Annotated in this window: 15 protein-coding genes; 11 read left to right on the forward strand and 4 right to left on the reverse strand. The window is 70.3% G+C overall.

Features of this window, described 5'->3' with window-relative positions:
- Positions 1-2: 2 nt before the first annotated feature.
- The 7 genes from paaA to ABFX18_RS04200 all read left to right on the forward strand — a co-directional run bounded on the left by paaA (position 3) and on the right by ABFX18_RS04200 (position 5,052).
- Complete coding sequence (gene paaA, locus ABFX18_RS04170; protein WP_346057502.1) at positions 3-968, forward strand: 1,2-phenylacetyl-CoA epoxidase subunit PaaA; 966 nt, start codon at positions 3-5, stop codon at positions 966-968.
- Positions 969-1,036: 68 nt separating this feature from the next.
- Complete coding sequence (gene paaB, locus ABFX18_RS04175; RefSeq protein ID WP_090145939.1) at positions 1,037-1,342, forward strand: 1,2-phenylacetyl-CoA epoxidase subunit PaaB; 306 nt, start codon at positions 1,037-1,039, stop codon at positions 1,340-1,342.
- Positions 1,339-2,178, forward strand: coding sequence for a 1,2-phenylacetyl-CoA epoxidase subunit PaaC (gene paaC, locus ABFX18_RS04180; RefSeq protein ID WP_346057503.1), 840 nt, complete (start codon positions 1,339-1,341; stop codon positions 2,176-2,178). The genes paaB and paaC overlap by 4 nt, the downstream gene beginning before the upstream one ends.
- Positions 2,172-2,681, forward strand: a complete 510-nt coding sequence (gene paaD / locus ABFX18_RS04185; protein WP_090147298.1) for a 1,2-phenylacetyl-CoA epoxidase subunit PaaD — start codon at positions 2,172-2,174, stop codon at positions 2,679-2,681. Before paaC ends, paaD begins: the two co-directional genes overlap by 7 nt.
- Positions 2,682-2,688: 7 nt before the next feature.
- Positions 2,689-3,792, forward strand: coding sequence for a 1,2-phenylacetyl-CoA epoxidase subunit PaaE (gene paaE / locus ABFX18_RS04190; protein WP_346057504.1), 1,104 nt, complete (start codon positions 2,689-2,691; stop codon positions 3,790-3,792).
- A 16-nt stretch (positions 3,793-3,808) separates the two neighbouring features.
- Positions 3,809-4,600 (forward strand): enoyl-CoA hydratase/isomerase family protein, encoded by a 792-nt coding sequence (locus tag ABFX18_RS04195; protein WP_346057505.1) that lies wholly within the window; start codon positions 3,809-3,811, stop codon positions 4,598-4,600.
- A gap of 77 nt (positions 4,601-4,677) precedes the next feature.
- On the forward strand, positions 4,678-5,052 hold the full coding sequence (locus tag ABFX18_RS04200) for a PaaI family thioesterase (RefSeq protein ID WP_336662370.1): 375 nt from the start codon (positions 4,678-4,680) through the stop codon (positions 5,050-5,052).
- Here the strand turns inward: ABFX18_RS04200 and pdxR are convergent.
- Entirely contained in the window at positions 5,025-6,524 is a 1,500-nt protein-coding gene (gene pdxR, locus ABFX18_RS04205) for a MocR-like pyridoxine biosynthesis transcription factor PdxR (RefSeq protein WP_346057506.1), read from the reverse strand. The genes ABFX18_RS04200 and pdxR overlap by 28 nt on opposite strands.
- Positions 6,525-6,650: 126 nt before the next feature.
- On the opposite strand from pdxR, the gene ABFX18_RS04210 reads away from it, so the two are divergent.
- Positions 6,651-7,547, forward strand: a complete 897-nt coding sequence (locus tag ABFX18_RS04210) for a dihydrodipicolinate synthase family protein (RefSeq protein WP_346057507.1) — start codon at positions 6,651-6,653, stop codon at positions 7,545-7,547.
- Complete coding sequence (locus ABFX18_RS04215; RefSeq protein ID WP_346057508.1) at positions 7,525-8,835, forward strand: MFS transporter; 1,311 nt, start codon at positions 7,525-7,527, stop codon at positions 8,833-8,835. The genes ABFX18_RS04210 and ABFX18_RS04215 overlap by 23 nt, the downstream gene beginning before the upstream one ends.
- Here the strand turns inward: ABFX18_RS04215 and ABFX18_RS04220 are convergent.
- On the reverse strand, positions 8,789-10,879 hold the full coding sequence (locus ABFX18_RS04220; RefSeq protein ID WP_346057509.1) for a YhgE/Pip family protein: 2,091 nt from the start codon (positions 10,877-10,879) through the stop codon (positions 8,789-8,791). The genes ABFX18_RS04215 and ABFX18_RS04220 overlap by 47 nt on opposite strands.
- Positions 10,876-13,773 carry an MMPL family transporter gene (locus tag ABFX18_RS04225; RefSeq protein WP_346057510.1) on the reverse strand — a complete coding sequence of 966 codons (2,898 nt, stop codon included), beginning with the start codon at positions 13,771-13,773 and terminating at the stop codon, positions 10,876-10,878. Before ABFX18_RS04225 ends, ABFX18_RS04220 begins: the two co-directional genes overlap by 4 nt.
- Before the next feature lie 187 nt (positions 13,774-13,960).
- On the opposite strand from ABFX18_RS04225, the gene ABFX18_RS04230 reads away from it, so the two are divergent.
- Positions 13,961-14,623: a TetR/AcrR family transcriptional regulator gene (locus ABFX18_RS04230; protein ID WP_346057511.1), complete on the forward strand. Its 663-nt coding sequence runs from the start codon at positions 13,961-13,963 to the stop codon at positions 14,621-14,623.
- Here ABFX18_RS04230 and ABFX18_RS04235 read toward each other — a convergent pair.
- Positions 14,610-15,236, reverse strand: a complete 627-nt coding sequence (locus ABFX18_RS04235) for an FMN-dependent NADH-azoreductase (protein WP_346057512.1) — start codon at positions 15,234-15,236, stop codon at positions 14,610-14,612. The genes ABFX18_RS04230 and ABFX18_RS04235 overlap by 14 nt on opposite strands.
- 57 nt (positions 15,237-15,293) lie before the next feature.
- On the opposite strand from ABFX18_RS04235, the gene dcd reads away from it, so the two are divergent.
- Positions 15,294-15,899, forward strand: a complete 606-nt coding sequence (gene dcd / locus ABFX18_RS04240; RefSeq protein WP_090145917.1) for a dCTP deaminase — start codon at positions 15,294-15,296, stop codon at positions 15,897-15,899.
- Positions 15,900-15,924: the final 25 nt, after the last annotated feature.

Genomic DNA, 15,924 nt, shown 5'->3' on the forward strand with positions numbered 1-15,924 from the left:
AGATGGCAACGACGACTGAAGAACTCACGGAGACCGCTGAGCAGGAGCGCTTCGACGCCCTGATCGCCGACGAGCAGCGCATCGAGCCCCGCGACTGGATGCCCGAGAAGTATCGGCGCACCCTGATCCGGCAGATCTCCCAGCACGCGCACTCCGAGATCATCGGCATGCAGCCTGAGGCGAACTGGATCACCCGCGCACCGAGCCTGAAGCGCAAGTCCATCCTCATCGCGAAAGTGCAAGACGAAGCGGGCCACGGGCTCTACCTCTACTCGGCCGCGCAGACGCTCGGCATCACTCGAGAGGAGATGACCGACGCGCTCATCCAAGGCCGAGCCCGGTACTCGTCGATCTTCAACTACCACACGCCGACGTGGGCCGACATGGGGGCGATCGGCTGGCTCGTCGACGGCGCCGCGATCTGCAACCAGGTGCCGCTCTGCCGCGCGTCGTACGGCCCCTACGGCCGTGCGATGGTGCGCATCTGCAAAGAGGAGTCGTTCCACCAGCGCCAAGGATTCGAGATCCTCTACGAACTGTCGCACGGCACTCCCGAGCAGAAGCAGATGGCCCAGGATGCGGTCGATCGCTGGTACTGGCCGTCGCTCATGATGTTCGGGCCCAGCGACGACGCGTCGCCGAACTCCGCGCAGTCGATGGCGTGGAAGATCAAGCGATTCTCGAACGACGAGCTGCGCCAGCGCTTCGTCGGCATGTGCGTGCCGCAGTTCGGGGCGCTCGGGCTCGAGTGCCCCGACCCGGAGCTGCGCTACGACGAGGAGTCAGGCCAGTGGATCATGGGCGAGATCGACTGGGCCGAGTTCGAAGAGGTGCTCGCGGGTCGCGGGCCGGCCAACGCCGAGCGACTGCGGCATCGCCGCGACGCGCACGACGAGGGCGCCTGGGTGCGCGAGGCCGCGGCCGCCTACGCGCAGAAGATGCAGGATCGCCGCCGTTTCGCGGCCTGACCGCGACCACGCAGTACGCAGTACGCAGTTGGCAGTAGGCAGTACGCACACGTTACGAGGAGACACAGATGTCGACACCCGGAGAGACGGGCACGGAGTCCTGGCCCCTGTGGGAGGTGTTCATCCGCGCCAACCGCGGCTTGAGCCACGTGCACGCCGGATCGCTGCACGCACCCGATGAGGCGATGGCGCTGCGCAACGCACGAGACCTGTACACACGACGCCACGAGGGCGTCTCGATCTGGGTCGTGCCTGCGGCCGCGATCACCACGAGCGACCCCGACTCGAAGGGCGTGTTCTTCGAGTCACCGGCGGGCAAGAACTTCAGGCACGCCGTCTACTACTCGCGCGCGGAAGGGGTGAAGCACCTGTGAGCACCGAGCCCGCCGCGGCCGCCGCCGACCTCCACGGCGACGTCAGCGTCGACGACCTCCATCTCGCCGACGAGCTGGCCGGCTCCGGCGAAGTCGCGGCACCGGAGACGGCCGAGTACGCCCTGCGCCTCGGCGACGACGCGCTGATCCTCTCCCAGCAACTCGGGTGGTGGGTGTCGCGCGGCCCGGAGCTCGAAGAGGATCTGGCGCTGAGCAACATCGCGCTCGATCTGCTCGGCCACGCCCGGTCGCTCCTGCGCTACGCCGGAAGCGCGACGGGTCGCAGCGAAGACGACCTCGCCTTCTGGCGCGACGAGCCCGAGTTCCGCAACTGCTGGCTCGTCGAGCAGCCGAACGGTCACTACGGCGACACCATCGCACGGCAGTTTCTGTGCTCCGCCTACCAAGCCGAGCTGTATCGGGGGCTGCTCTCGAGCACCGATGCGACACTCCGCGCGATCGCCGGAAAGGCCGAGCGGGAGGTGCGCTACCACCTCGACCATTCCGCTCAGTGGATCCTCCGCCTCGCCCTGGGCACCGATGAGTCGCGCGGCCGCATCGCGGTGTCGCTGCGCGATCTGTGGCCGTACGTCGACGAGCTCTTCACCGACGATCCGCTCATCGACCGCCTCTCAGGCATCGCCGTGCGACCGAGCGACCTCCGAGCGGGCTTCGACGACACCGTGCGCACCGTGCTCTCCGAGGCCGAACTCGAACTCCCCGACGTGCAGCCCGCCCGAGCGCGCGGGCGCGACGGCCAGCACAGCACGCGCCTCGGCTACATCCTCGCCGAGATGCAGTGGCTTCCGCGGCGGCACCCGGGAGCGTCATGGTGACCCCGCTGCGCCCGGCAGAGCCAGCAGCGGCGCAGGCGTGGGATATCGCTGCGCAGGTGCCGGATCCCGAAGTGCCCGTGCTCACCATCGAAGACCTGGGAGTGCTCCGCTCGGTGGTCGCCACCGACACCGAAGTGCGCGTCGTGCTGACACCGACGTATTCGGGCTGCCCAGCCATCGATCAGATGCGCGACGACGTCGCCGCGCGACTGCACGAGGCCGGCTACCCGCAGGTGCGCGTCGATACGACGCTCAGCCCGGCCTGGACCACCGACTGGATGAGCGACGCCGGCAAGCGCAAGCTCGAGGCCTACGGCATCGCTCCCCCCGACTTCCGCGCGGCTGGGCGCCGTGGCCCGATCACCGTCGCACTCGCCGTGAAGTGCCCGCGCTGCCACTCGACCCGCACCCGCGAGATCGCCCGCTTCGGCTCCACCTCCTGCAAGGCCCTCTACGAGTGCCAGGACTGCCTCGAGCCGTTCGACTACTTCAAGGTTCACTAGGAGCACCATGGCCGCCATCAATCTCGGCGCGAAGCAGCGCGCGACATTCCATGAGCTGCGAGTCGCGGAAGTGCGCCCGCTGACCGAATCGAGCGTCGAGGTGACCTTCGAGGTGCCAGACGAGCTCGCGCCAGAGTTCACGTACCTCGCCGGGCAGTACCTCGCCCTCCGCACCACCATCGACGGCGAGGACCTTCGCCGCTCGTACTCGATCTGCAGGCCCCCGACGCCCGGGCGCATCTCGGTCGCGATCAAACGAGACCTCGGAGGCCGCTTCTCCAGCTGGGCCAACGAGTCCCTGCGGGCCGGCGACACGCTGCAGGTGATGACCCCGCAGGGAGCCTTCACCTCGAATCTCGACGAGCTCGACGGCCGGCACGTCGTCGGCGTGGCCGCAGGCTCCGGCATCACGCCCATCATCACGATGGCGCATCGCGTGCTCACCCACAGCGAGACCAGCAGGTTCGACCTGCTCTTCACGAACCGCTCCTCCCTCGACGTCATGTTCGTCGAAGAGCTCGCGGATCTGAAAGACCGCTTTCCGCAGCGCTTCGCCATCCACCACGTGCTCTCGCGCGAGCAGCGGTCAGCCCCCGTGATGTCGGGCCGCCTCGACGAGGAGCGACTGCGCACCATCCTGAACACCGTGATCCCGGTCGGCATGGCCGACGAATGGGTGCTCTGCGGCCCCTTCGAGCTCGTGCAGCTGTGCCGCGACCTCCTCGCCGAGCACGGCGTCGAGGCATCGCACGTTCGCTTCGAGCTGTTCTCGACGGGCGAGCCCGCTCCGACGCGGGCGAGACCCGTCGAGGTGCGCACCGGAGCAGAGACGATCACCATCGACTTCACCCTCGACGGCACCTCCGCGTCGGTCGAGAGCCCGGTCGCGGCACGTGAGACGATCCTGAACGCGGCACTGCGCGTGCGCAGCGACGTGCCGTTCGCCTGCGCCGGAGGCGTCTGCGGCACCTGCCGCGCGCGAGTCGTCACCGGATCGGTGTCGATGACCGAGAACTACGCGCTCGAGGCCGAAGAGCTCGAGCGCGGGTACGTGCTCACCTGCCAATCCCACCCGCAATCAGACCGCGTGGTCGTCGACTACGACGCGTGACCCGATCGGAGCCAGCATGATCACCCTGACCGTCGCCGACGACATCGCCGAGATCACGCTCGACGCCCCCGAGCGGCTGAACGCGCTCGCGCCCGACGACGTCCGCCAGCTCTCCGAGGCCTACGCCGAGGCCGAACGGCAGCGGGTGCGCGCACTCCTGCTGCGCGGCGAGGGGCGCGCCTTCTGCGCAGGGCGCGACATCTCCGGCGTCGACCCCCGCTCCGACGATGTGCTCGGCTATCTCGACGATCTCGTGCAGCCGTTGCTCGAACGCATGAGCCGCTTCCCCGCCCCCACGTTCGCCGTCGCGCACGGAGCGTGTCTCGGCGTCGGGCTCGGTCTGCTGATCGCGAGCGACGTGGTCTACGTGGCGGAGACCGCCAAGATCGGCAGCCCCTTCGCGAACCTCGGCGCAACGCTCGACTCGGGCGGGCACGCGCTCTTCTTCGAACGCCTCGGGGCGCACCGCACCCTCGACCTCATCTACACGGGACGCCTCATGTCAGGCGTCGAGGCGGTGACAGCCGGCCTCTTCTCGCAGTCCCTGCCCGACTCCGAGGTGCTCGAGTCGACCCGGGCTGCTGCGGCGAGCGCGGCCAGCGGCGCCACCGAGGCGTATCTCGCGTCGAAAGCGCTCGTCGCCGAGCTGCGCGATGAACGGCTCGGCCTCTGGGGGTCGATGTCGCACGAGAACCGCGTGCAGGCCGCCCTCTGCGACACCGACGATTACCGCGAGGGCTTCGCGGCGTTCCAGCAGAAACGACGGCCGGAGTTCACGGGCGGCTCGCGGCGAGGAACCCACGCGTGAGCGGCGCCGATCGAGGCGCCCCGGCCGCCGACGAGAACTGGGTGGCCGCGAACGGGGCCGGCGAACTCGCCGAGGCGATGGGGATCGAGTTCCTCGAGTTCGCCGTCGAGCGCACGGTCGGCCGCATGCCGGTGCTGGGCAACCGCCAGACCGTCGGGTTCTTGCACGGCGGCGCCTACGTGGTGCTCGGCGAGACGCTCGGATCGCTCGCCGCCAATCTGCATGCCGGCCCCGGCCGCCTCGCGGTGGGCGTCGACATCAATGCGACCCATACCCGGTCGGCGACCGAAGGCTTCGTGACCGCCGTCTGCACGCCGGTGCACCTGGGCGGCAGTCTCGCCGTGCACGAGATCGTCGTCACCGACGAGGCCGGCCGCCGCTGCTGCACGATGCGCATGAGCAACCTCATCAAGCCGATGCCGGATCACGCCCGCACGGACCTGCAGCCCTGATCGTCGGCCGTGGTCGCGCTCCCCGGCCCGACGAGCACGTCGGTGATGTGCCGCAGGGCATCGTGCAGCTGCACATCGGTCGACGCTCCGTAGCCGAGCACGAGGCCATGGGGCGCGTTCGCTGGAGCGTCGTAGTAGGTGTGCAGCGGCGCCACGGTCACCCCTCGTGCCGCGAGACCGCGCGCCGCCGCAGTGGCTGACGGGCCGGGCTCCCATGTCAGCGTCGCGTGCAGGCCCGCTTCGACCGCGTGCACGGCGACCCCAGGCACCCCGTCGAACGCGGCGATGACGAGCGTGCGCCGATGCGCGTATTCGCGTCCGACCCGAGCGAGATGCCTGCGGAGGCCGCCGCTCTCCAAGAACTCCGCGAGCGCATGCTGCACCGTTCCCGAGAGCGGAAGCCCGAGGTCGGCGCGCGCCGCCATCGCTCGCTCGCGGATCTCCGGATTCGTCACGACGACGTAGCCGCACCGCAGCCAGGGCGAGAGCGTCTTCGAGTAGCTGCCGACCAGCGCGACGCGGCGCTCGTCGTCGAGCGATGCGATCGCCGGCAGCGCCGGGGCGCCGTGCCGGAACTCGCTGTCGTAGTCGTCCTCGATCACCAGGGCGTCCTGGTCGCGCGCCCAGTCGAGAACGGCGAGCCGGGCGGCGACCGGCATGCGCCCGCCGAGCGGATACTGATGGCTCGGAGTGAGCAGCGCCCCCGCGAAGCGCCCGCCCCGCGAGCGCAGCTCCTCGACGTCCATCCCGCCGTCGCGCACCGGAATGGCGATCGACTGCCCGCCGAGTCTCCGGATCACCCGGCGCGATGCCGGATACCCGGGTTCCTCGGTCGCGATCCGCGCGCCGACGGGGCCCTCAGCGCTGAGCCCGTGCATCAGCAGCCCGATCCCGTCATTCGTGCCGGCGGTGAGCAGCACGTCGTCTCGCCCGCACTGCACCCCGCGGGCCTGCAGGAGGTGATCGGCGATGAGTTCTCGCAGGCGCTCGTCACCCGCGGGCGGCGGCGGCACCGAGGGGAGCTCGCGCCGGAGTGCCCGGCGCCAGGCGGTCTGCCACTCCCGAGTGCTGCTGAAGCGCGTCGATGGGCTTCCCGGCGAGAGGTTCTGCGTGTGAGGGGAGGTCGCACCGCTCGACGTGGAAGGCGCGGCGAGTCTGCGATCCGCTCGCGCCCGTTCCGGCGCCGCCCGGCGCACGGAGCCGGTGCTCAGGTCCGCAGCGACGAAGGTGCCCGATCCTGGTACGGATTGGAAGTACCCCTCGCCGATGAGCTCCTCGAACGCGGCGATGACGGTGCCCCGGGAGTATCCGGTCGCAGCCGCGAGCGATCGCGAGGACGGGAGCTGGGCGCCTGCCGCGATCTGCCCGGCGAGCACGACGTCGCGCAGCTGGGTCACCAGGTGCTCCCGCGCGGTCACCCCGGGCGGGAGCCCCGTGTCGAGAACGAGGTCTACCGGGATCCGATGCCGCATCACTGCCTTTCTGGTCTACTGAAGTCGAACGTTTCTGGAGTAACGGTACAACCAGTTCACGCGGCACGATAGTCCACAAGCCATCCGCGTCGCCCCGGCGCGCGCCCCCAGTAATGGAGTCCACCCGTGTTCACCGGTCTCAGCGCGTTTCCCCTCACCCCCTTCGTCGACGATGCGGTCGACGCGGCCGCGTACGCGGGGCTGATCGAACGACTCGCCGCCTCCGGGGTCGACTCGATCACGGCACTCGGTTCAACCGGCTCGTACGCCTACCTCAGCCTGGAAGAGCGCTCCCGAGTGGCCCGCCTCGCCGTGGCCCACGCGGGTGCGAAGCCCGTGCACGTCGGAGTCGGGGCGCTGCGCACCTCCCACGTGCTCGAGAACGTGCGGAGCGCCGAGGCCGCTGGCGCCTCCGGGGTGCTGCTCGCGCCGATGACCTATCAGCCGCTGACCCCCGATGACGTCTTCGAGCTCTTCGCGACCGTCGCCGACGCGACGGAGCTCCCCGTGATCGTCTACGACAATCCCGGCACGACGCATTTCACCTTCACCACGGAGCTCTACGGCCGCATCGCGCAACTGCCCGGCATCGCTTCGGTCAAGATTCCCGCCCTCCCGGAGGGCGATGCCGCAGCGTCGGATCGCATGGCCCAGATTCGTGCGGTGCTCCCCGACCATGTGACGGTCGGCATCTCGGGCGACGCATCCGCCGCCGCGGGTCTCACCGCGGGGTGCGACGCCTGGTACTCGGTGATCGCAGGCACCCTCCCAGAGGCCGCCCTGCGCATCGCCCGCGCGGCGCAGGCGGGAGATCGCGACGCGGCGCTCCAGGCATCAGCAGAACTGCAACCGCTCTGGAATCTCTTCAGCACGATGGGCGGAAGCCTGCGCGTCACCGCCGCAATCGCCGAACTGCTCGGACTCGTCGCACCGCGATCGCTCCCGTTGCCGATCCTCGGCCTGACCGCAGCGCAGCGCGCAGAGGTTGCGCGAGTCTCAGATGTGCTCGGCCTCGGCGGCTGAGGCGCCCGCCGCCTCCGGCGCCACCCGGCGGAGCGGCGGCCTCGCGCGATACGTCTTCGCCGCGACGCTCGTGCGCAGCGCCGACGGCGGCGCGGTCGTCGCGATCGTGCTGCTCGCGCAGCACACCGGTCTGCCAGCATGGGTGTCCGGCCTGTTGGGCGCGTCGATCACCGCGCCCCATCTGCTCGGCCCGTTCATCTCCCGGCGGCTCGACACCGCCCGAGACGGGCGCGTCGTCATCGCCGTCTCCGCCGTGGTGCACGGTGCGCTTCTCGGCGTCGCCGCGCTCCTCCTGCCCCACACCTGGGCGGCTGTGCCCGCCGTCCTCCTGTTCGTCTCCGGCCTGTTCGGCCCGATGCTCACCGGCGGCATCAGCAGCAGGCTTCCGGCGATCGCCGGGCCGTCACGGCAGCACCAGCGGCGAGCGCAGAGCTGGGACGTCGCGAGTTACGGCATCAGCGGCACGCTCGGCCCCGCCGCGGTGGCATGGATCGCCGCCGGACCCGGGCCGCTGACTGCGGCCCTCGTACTCGCCGCGGCCGCGATCACCGGGGCGGCAGCGGTGCTGGCACTCCCCCGTCAGCCTCCCGTCACCGATGCGTCTGCAGTGCCCTCGCCGCTGCAGACCTTCCGGCAGATCTGGGGCTCCGGCCCGCTGCGGCGCACGCTCGCGCTGACCGTCACGGTCGCGTTCTCCGTCGCGGTGCTGCCGATCTACGCCGTGGCGATCGCTCCGCAGTTCGGCGGCGCCGCTCTGGCCGGAACGCTGGTCGCGGGCTACGGCGTCGGCAACCTGATCGGGTCGGCGCTGCTCATGGTGAAACCGCTCCCGGGCGACGCCGATCGACTCGTCGTCATGCTGTGCTTCGTCGTCGCCGCCGCCTTGGCCGTCGTGGCCGCGATGCCGAGCTTCGTCGCAGCGCTCGTCGCCTGCGGGGCGGCGGGAATCGCGAACGCACTGTTCTTCGCTGCGACGCTCGCTGCGCGCAGCGAGTACGCACCCGCCGAGGCCCGCGGTCAGGTCTTCATCTGGGTCGGCGCACTGAAGATCGCCGCCGGTTCTGCGGGAACGGCCACCGCCGGCGTGCTGCTCTTCGGGGCGGCGTGGATGCCGGTGGCCCTGGTGGCCGGCGTCTGCGTCCTCGCGGCGCTCGCGGGCGCGCGGTCGCGAGCCGCGGGCCTGTCACGCTCGGCGGGCGCCTCGGGCTCGCGGAGCGGGAACGGGCACGGCCCCGCTCCCGCTACCGCGCCGCAGACCGGCGAGCTCGCACGACGGCGAGCCCGGTGAGCACGAGGCCGGCCACCGCCCACAGCACCAGCAGCAACGCCGCGCTCCCGGCTGATCCTGCACCCGTGGCGATCGACTGGAAGCCCTCGAGCCCCGCCCCCAGCGGGCTGACATCGCCCACTGCGGCGAGCGCACCCGGAACCGTCGAGACGATGCCGACCGCGAAGGCGACGACCAGCAGCACGAAGGCGAGGAACCGGCCGAGGCCGCCGAGCAGCGCGGAGAGTCCCTGCACGAGCAGCGTGAAGGCGATCCCCGCGAGCAGCGCGAACCCGAAGAACCGCGCGCCCTGACCGAAGTCGTACCCGAGTGCGATCGGCATCGCCACCCCGGCGGCGGCCCCCTGGATCGCGCCGAGCGCGATCGCCGGAACCGCGCTCCGCAGCGTGATGTACCCGACTCCGCGGGCCGCGTCGCGCGCACGTCGCCAGAGCGGTGACAGCACGAGGAACGCGGCCAGGGCTCCCGCCCAGAGCGCGATGCCAGCGAAGAGCGGCACGCCCGATGCGGTGAACAGTTCGTCGCTCGCGCCGTCGGCCAGCACCGGCGTCGCCGCGGCGCGTGAGAGCTGCTCGCGCTCCGCGTCGGTGGTGACGGGCACGTTGTCGGCCGCGGTCTGCAGACCCGTCGCGAGCTCGCCGGCTCCGTCTTCGAGTTGCGCGGTGCCCTCGACGAGCTCCGAAGTGCCGTCCGCGAGCTGCGACGCCCCGTCAGCCAGCTGCGGGGCGTTCGCGGCGAGCTCCCCGGTGCCCGCACTCAATTGCGCCGCTCCGTCGGCGAGCTGTGCCGCGCCGGAGGAGAGCTGGCCGCCCTGCGCGGCCAGTTCGTGCAATCCGGAACCGAAGTCGGCGAGGCCCGCGGTGAGCTGGCCGAGCTGCGCCGCCGGGTCGACGCCAGGCGGGGTCGCACCGCCGAGTTGCTGCTGCAACGCCTGCGTGGCCTCGGCCACCCCGGCCGCGCCGTCGCTCGCCGTCTCCAGCCCGCCGCCAATGGCTCCGGCGTGAGCTGTGAGCGCCTCACTCAGCCGTTCGCAGTACTCGACGTCGCCCGTCGACACCACGCAGTCGGTCACCAACGGTTCGATGTCCGTGCCGAACGAAGCGGCGCCGGCGCCAGCGGCCGTCAGCCCCTGCTCGAGCTGCGCCGACGGCTCGGCCGAAGCCGCCTGCAGCTGCGTCATCGCCCCGATGAGCGTCTGCAGCTGCTGCACCGCGGCGGTCGCACCCGCCGAGAGCTGCGGATACGCGTCGGCCAGCTGCTGAGCGCCGGCGACGTACTGCCCGACGCCGGAGGCCAATTCGCCGGAGCCGCTCGCCAACGTTCCGGCACCGGACGCGAGCTGCTGCGTGCCGTCCGCGAGCTGCTGCGTGCCGTCCGCGAGCTGAACCGCGCCCTCGTCGAGCTGCGCGGTGCCCGTCGACAGTTCTGACACCCCGGTCGCCAACTGATCGGCTCCGTCGGCGGCGTCGCCCACTCCGTCTCCGAGCTCATTGAACCCGACGTAGACGCCGGCGACGAATTGCTCGCCGAGCTGCTCGTTCAGCACCTGCGTCGCGGTCTGCGTCACGATGCCAGACAGCGCTGCATCGATCAGACGCCCCCGATCGCTCTCAGTGACGTCGATCCGCGCCTGCCTGACGTCTCCCGGCTCGCCCGACAGCGACGTCGCATCGGCGGAGAAGGTCCTCGGAATCGTCACGACGGTCGCGTACCGGCCATCGGCGACGCCCTCAGCCGCGTCCTCGGCATCGGTCAGCACCCACGTGAAGTTCGCGGTGCCGTCGTCGCCGGCCGACGAATCGGATTCGGGCTCGCCGATCAGCTCGCCCGCGAGCACCCGTCCGAGCGGCACGGTCTGCCCGTCGACCTCGGCGGCCTCGTCGAGGTTCACGACGGCGGCGGTCACATTCTCGAGGCGCTCCGTGGGGTTCCAGAGCCCCCACAGCAGCACGCCGGCCACCGTCAGGGGCACGAGCATGATGCCGATGATCGTCGTCCATCGCACGGGTCGGTCGCTCTTGAGTCGGGTCAACGCGGCGCTCATCGTGCGCTCCCTTCACGGTCGCTGAAATGCGACAGAACTTCTGGTTTCACGGGGCTGATGAGCGGACGTTCTGTCGCGCTTTCAGCGGGCGGAGTCGAAACGGGGGACGGAACGCGGGCCGAGGCCGCGGCCGAGGTGCGGTCGAGCGTCACCAGCTCCGTACCCTCTGGCAGGATCCGCCGCGCGAGCTCGGCGCCGCCGAGCACGACCGGCGTGACTTCTGGCGCCGCTCCCCGTGCGACCGACACCGCATGCGCTGCGAACGCCGAACGCATGCCGTCGACGGCCGCCGACGAGGCATCGGCCTGCCCCGCCTCGCGCAGGTCGAGCACGAGTACGGCCGGGCGATCCTGCAATGCCTCGCGCAGCGTCGCCGGCGTCGCCCAGGCCGCGCGCGATCGCAGGGATGCCGCGCGCTCCGGCAGCAGGAGGCCGGCCACCTTCGCCGTACCGGCGATGATCGGCCCGCGGCCCGACAGCGCTTCGGCGATCGGCACGGCTCGGCCCGTCTGCTGCGGGTCCAGCACCAGCGCTTCGCCGACTCCGACGCGAATCGTCGGCGTTCCGACACCCGCCGCATCCGCGCCACCCGCGCCGCCAGACGTGCTCGCGGCGTCGCCGGGCAGGACGAGCGCGTCCGCCGCGATCCGCGCCTGTGGCATATCCGCCGGCCATGCAGCGTGCGCGATCTCGCGGGCGAGACCTTCGCCTTCCACATCGAACGACGGCAGCACGCGGCTCAGCCAGCCCGGCATGCTCCAGGCGCGGTCGCCGAGGAGCGCCAAGACCGCCGGCACGAGCGTCATGCGCACAATGAAGGCGTCGACGAAGACGCCGACCGCGAGCCCGAGCGCGATCACCTTGATGCTCGGGTCGCCCTCGGGCACGAAGGCCGCGAACACCGCGAACATGATGAGCGCCGCGGCGGTCACCACTTTCGCGCTGCCGACGAAGCCGCGCCGGATCGCGGTCTGAGCATCTGCGCCGTGCACGTACTCCTCGCGGATGCGCGAGACGAGGAACACTTCGTAGTCCATTGCGAGCCCGAAGAGCACCCCCATCAAGATGATCGGCATGAAGCTGAGCACCGGTCCAGTGGCGTGCACGTTGAGCGCATCGCCGAGCCATCCCCACTGAAAGACGGCGACCACGGCTCCGAAGGCGGCGCCCACGGAGAGCAGGTAGCCGAGGGTCGCCTTGATCGGCACCCAGACCGAGCGGAAGACCATGGCGAGCAGGATCAGCGAGAGTCCGACCACCAGCACCCCGAACGGCAGCAGCGCTTCGCCGAGCAGGTTCGACACGTCGATGCCCACCGCGGTGAATCCCGTCACGGCGAGACTGACCCCGTAGTCGTCGAGCCACTCGTCGTGGTGCGCTCTGAGCTCGGCGACGAGCTCGGAGGTGCTCTCGGCCTGCGGCCCGTCCTCCGGGACGACCTGGATGATGCCGGTATCCGCGTTCTGGTTCGGGGTCGCGAGCGGCACATCGTGCACGCCGGGAATGTCGCGCACCTCGTCGGCCAGGTCTTCCATCAGGCCGACGGGATCATCGCTGGTGATGATCGATCCGGTGAGGATGAGCGGCCCGTTCGCGCCCTCGCCGAAGTGCTCCCCGGTCAGCTCGTAGGTGACGCGAGCCGGGTCGGTCTCCTCGAGTGTTTCGGCCCCGGGGAGCGCGAGCCGCAGCTGCGTCATCGGAATCGCTGCGACGCCGAGCACGACCAGAACGGCGAGGATCGTCGCGACCGGCTTCGCCGTCACTCCGCGCACCCATCCGCCGAAGAAGCGGTCGGCGCGGCTGGGGCCGTGGGAGGCGCTGGCCGGTGCTGACTCGATCGGTGCGCCGGCGGCGAGCGCGTCGCGCTGCCGTTTCGGAAGGATCTTCAGCCCGGCCATGGCGAGGACGGCAGGCGTGAGCGTCACCCCGATGAGCACGGCCACTGCGACACCGGCGGCGGCGGCGACCCCGAGCGCGGTGAGGAACGGAATGCCCGCGACCGCGAGGCCGAGCAGGGCGATGATCACGGTGAGCCCCGCGAACACGACGGCCGAGCCGCTCGTCGCCGTCGCCCTGGCGATCGACTCGGTGACTCCGAGCCCCGACCTCAGTTGCTCCTGATGCCTGCTCACGATGAAGAGGGTGTAGTCGATGCCGACCGCGAGCCCGAGCATGAGCGCGAGCATCGGGGTCGTCGAGGTCATCTCGGCGAAGGCCGTCGTGACGAACAGACCCGCGATCGTCACGCCAACGCCGATGATGGCGATGATGAGCGGCATGCCCGCCGCGACGAGCGACCCGAGCGTGAAGAGCAGCACGACGAACGCGATGACGACGCCGATCGCCTCGGTCGCGGTGAAGCCGGGGATCGAGACCGAGAACACGTCTCCGCCGTACGAGACTTCCGCGTCGGCGGGCAGGCGATCCTGCAGCTGTTCGGCTACGGCGATGATGCCGTCGGCCGTCGCGTCGGATACATCGCTCTGCGCGCCGGTGATCTGCACGGTGACGAGCGCCGCCTGCCCGTCGTCGCTCAGGCCCGCCGCGGCCTGCTCGTCGAACGGGTGGGTCACCGCACTCACGTCGTCGAGTTGCTCGAGTTCGTCGACGGCGTCGACGATGGTCTGCTCGTAGGGCTGCTGGTCCGCCCGCTCGCCGTCTGCGGCGACGACGATGATCGTCGCACTCGTGCCGCTCACCTCGGGGAATGTGCGCCCGAGCGTGTCGATCGCCTCCTGCGACTCCGTGCCGGGAATCGTGATGGGCGCGTTCGCCCCCTGCGAGAACAGGCCGGCGGCGATGCCGAGGACCGCGAGGATCGCGATCCAGGTCGCGAGCACCAGCCATCTCGCGCGGGTCGCCCAGAGTCCGATGGCGTGCAGCAGTGTCGACATGCGGGGTGAGGCCTTTCGATCTCGGGCGGGAGGGGAACGGATCGGTGCGCCTGACCGCCGGTTCAGCGATCGATACACGAATGCATCCGTTTCGATACACGAGTGTATCTGATTGGGTACACTGATGTATCGGGAATCTTTCAGGCTAGGCTCTGCATGCTGTCTGCCGAGACGAGAAGGGGCTGCGATGACGAACGAGCCGCACCAGGGTCCGCCGACCGCACGGCGACGAGAGACGCGCGGCCGCCTGCTCGACGCCGCCATCGAGGTCTTCGCCGAGGCCGGAGTGCAGGGCGCGTCAGTCGAGCAGATTTGCGCCCGCGCCGGATTCTCACGCGGCGCCTTCTACTCGAACTTCTCGACGAAGGAGCAACTGTTCCTCGCCGTGCTCGAACGCGAGTTCGATCGACGCATCGAAGAAGTCGAATCGACGATCGCCGAGCTCACGCCGGCGTTGCAACGACTCCAGGGCAAGATCGATGCGGAACAGGCTGCCGAGTACATCACGCGATTCATCGCCGTGGAGCAGGGCGATGCCCACTGGATCATTCTCGAGAACGAATTCGCGCTGCTCGCGATGCGCGATCCCGACATCGCGCCGGGATACCTCGCCCTGCTCGACCGCGCGACGGCGAGCCTCGCCGAACTCGTCGAGACGGCCATCGCCGCCGCGGGTCGCCGCTTCATCTTCCCCGCCGATCGCACCACCGAGATCATCAACGGCATGTGCGAGCGCTCGGCGCGCGTCTCCGCACTCGAGGGCGAGCAGCACCCGCGCGGCATCGCGGCGCTCCCCCACCAGATCGGCGAACTGCTCTTCGCCGTCACCGAACCCCTCAGCCCGCGCTGATCGTGCGGCCGAGCTCGGCCGCCTCCACCTGCGCGCGCCGAAGATCGTCCGCAGCCCACTCCAGGCCGAGCTCGGGCAGCATCTCAGCGAGTGTGCGACTCGTGCCCACCACGAACACCTCCATGCCGAAGCCCGCTCCGAACAGATGGGCGAGCGGCGCCGTCACGAAATCCTGCACCTCGGGTTCGAGCGGGCCCCCCTGGGCGGTGACGATCACGGCGGGCCTGCCCTCGAGCGGCCGCGGCGATCCGGCCCACGACGACGTGAGCCCTGGCACATGGACCAGGTCGACCCAGGCCTTCAGCGTCGAGGGCATCGCGTAGTTGTACATCGGCGCACCGACGACGAGCGCATCCGCGTCGAGCAGTTCGGCGATCAGCTGATCCTGCACCCGCTGCCGCGAGGCGCGAAGGCTCTCACCGCCTCGCAACTCGGCGGGCCAGTGCTGCGAGCGCTCGGTCAAGTGCGGCGGCTGGTCGTAATGCAGATCGCGCTGTACCACGACGAACTCGTCCCCCCTGGCGATCCAGGCCTCCGCGACCGCGTTCGTGAGCATCCGAGTGCGCGACGCGCTGTCGGCGATGGCGCCGTCGACCTGCAGCAGAGTCGGCATGACTTCCCCTTCCCTCGTTACGAGACGAGGATAACCGCCACCCCGTAGAATCGTCCCGTGCTGCTCTCAGATCGTGACATCAAAGCCGAACTCGAATCAGGACGCATCGGCCTCTCGCCGAGCGAGCCGTCGATGGTGCAGCCCTCGAGTGTCGACGTGCGACTCGATCGCTACTTTCGCCTCTTCGACAACCACAAGTACGCGGTGATCGACCCGTCCGAGGAGCAGCCGGAGCTGACGCGCCTGATCGAGGTCGACCCGGAAGAAGGCTTCATCCTGCACCCGGGCGAATTCGTGCTCGGTTCGACGTACGAACAGGTCTCGCTGCCCGACGACGTCGCGGCGCGCCTCGAGGGCAAGAGCTCGCTCGGGCGGCTCGGCCTGCTCACGCATTCGACGGCAGGCTTCATCGATCCCGGTTTCGAGGGCCACGTGACGCTCGAGCTCTCGAACGTGGCGACCCTGCCGATCCGGCTCTGGCCCGGCATGAAGATCGGGCAGCTCTGCTTCTTCAAGCTGACCTCGCCAGCGGAGCGCCCCTACGGTTCTGGTGCGACGTTCTCCCGGTACCTCGGCCAGCGGGGCCCGACGGCTTCGCGCTCGCACCTCAACTTCCACCGCGCCGATGTGCGCTCCACCGAAGCCGGCGCGATCGGCGCTTGAGCACGGGGCTGGGCCCCGTCGCGGC

This window comes from Leucobacter alluvii, from assembly GCF_039530485.1.
Lineage (GTDB): Bacteria > Actinomycetota > Actinomycetes > Actinomycetales > Microbacteriaceae > Leucobacter > Leucobacter alluvii.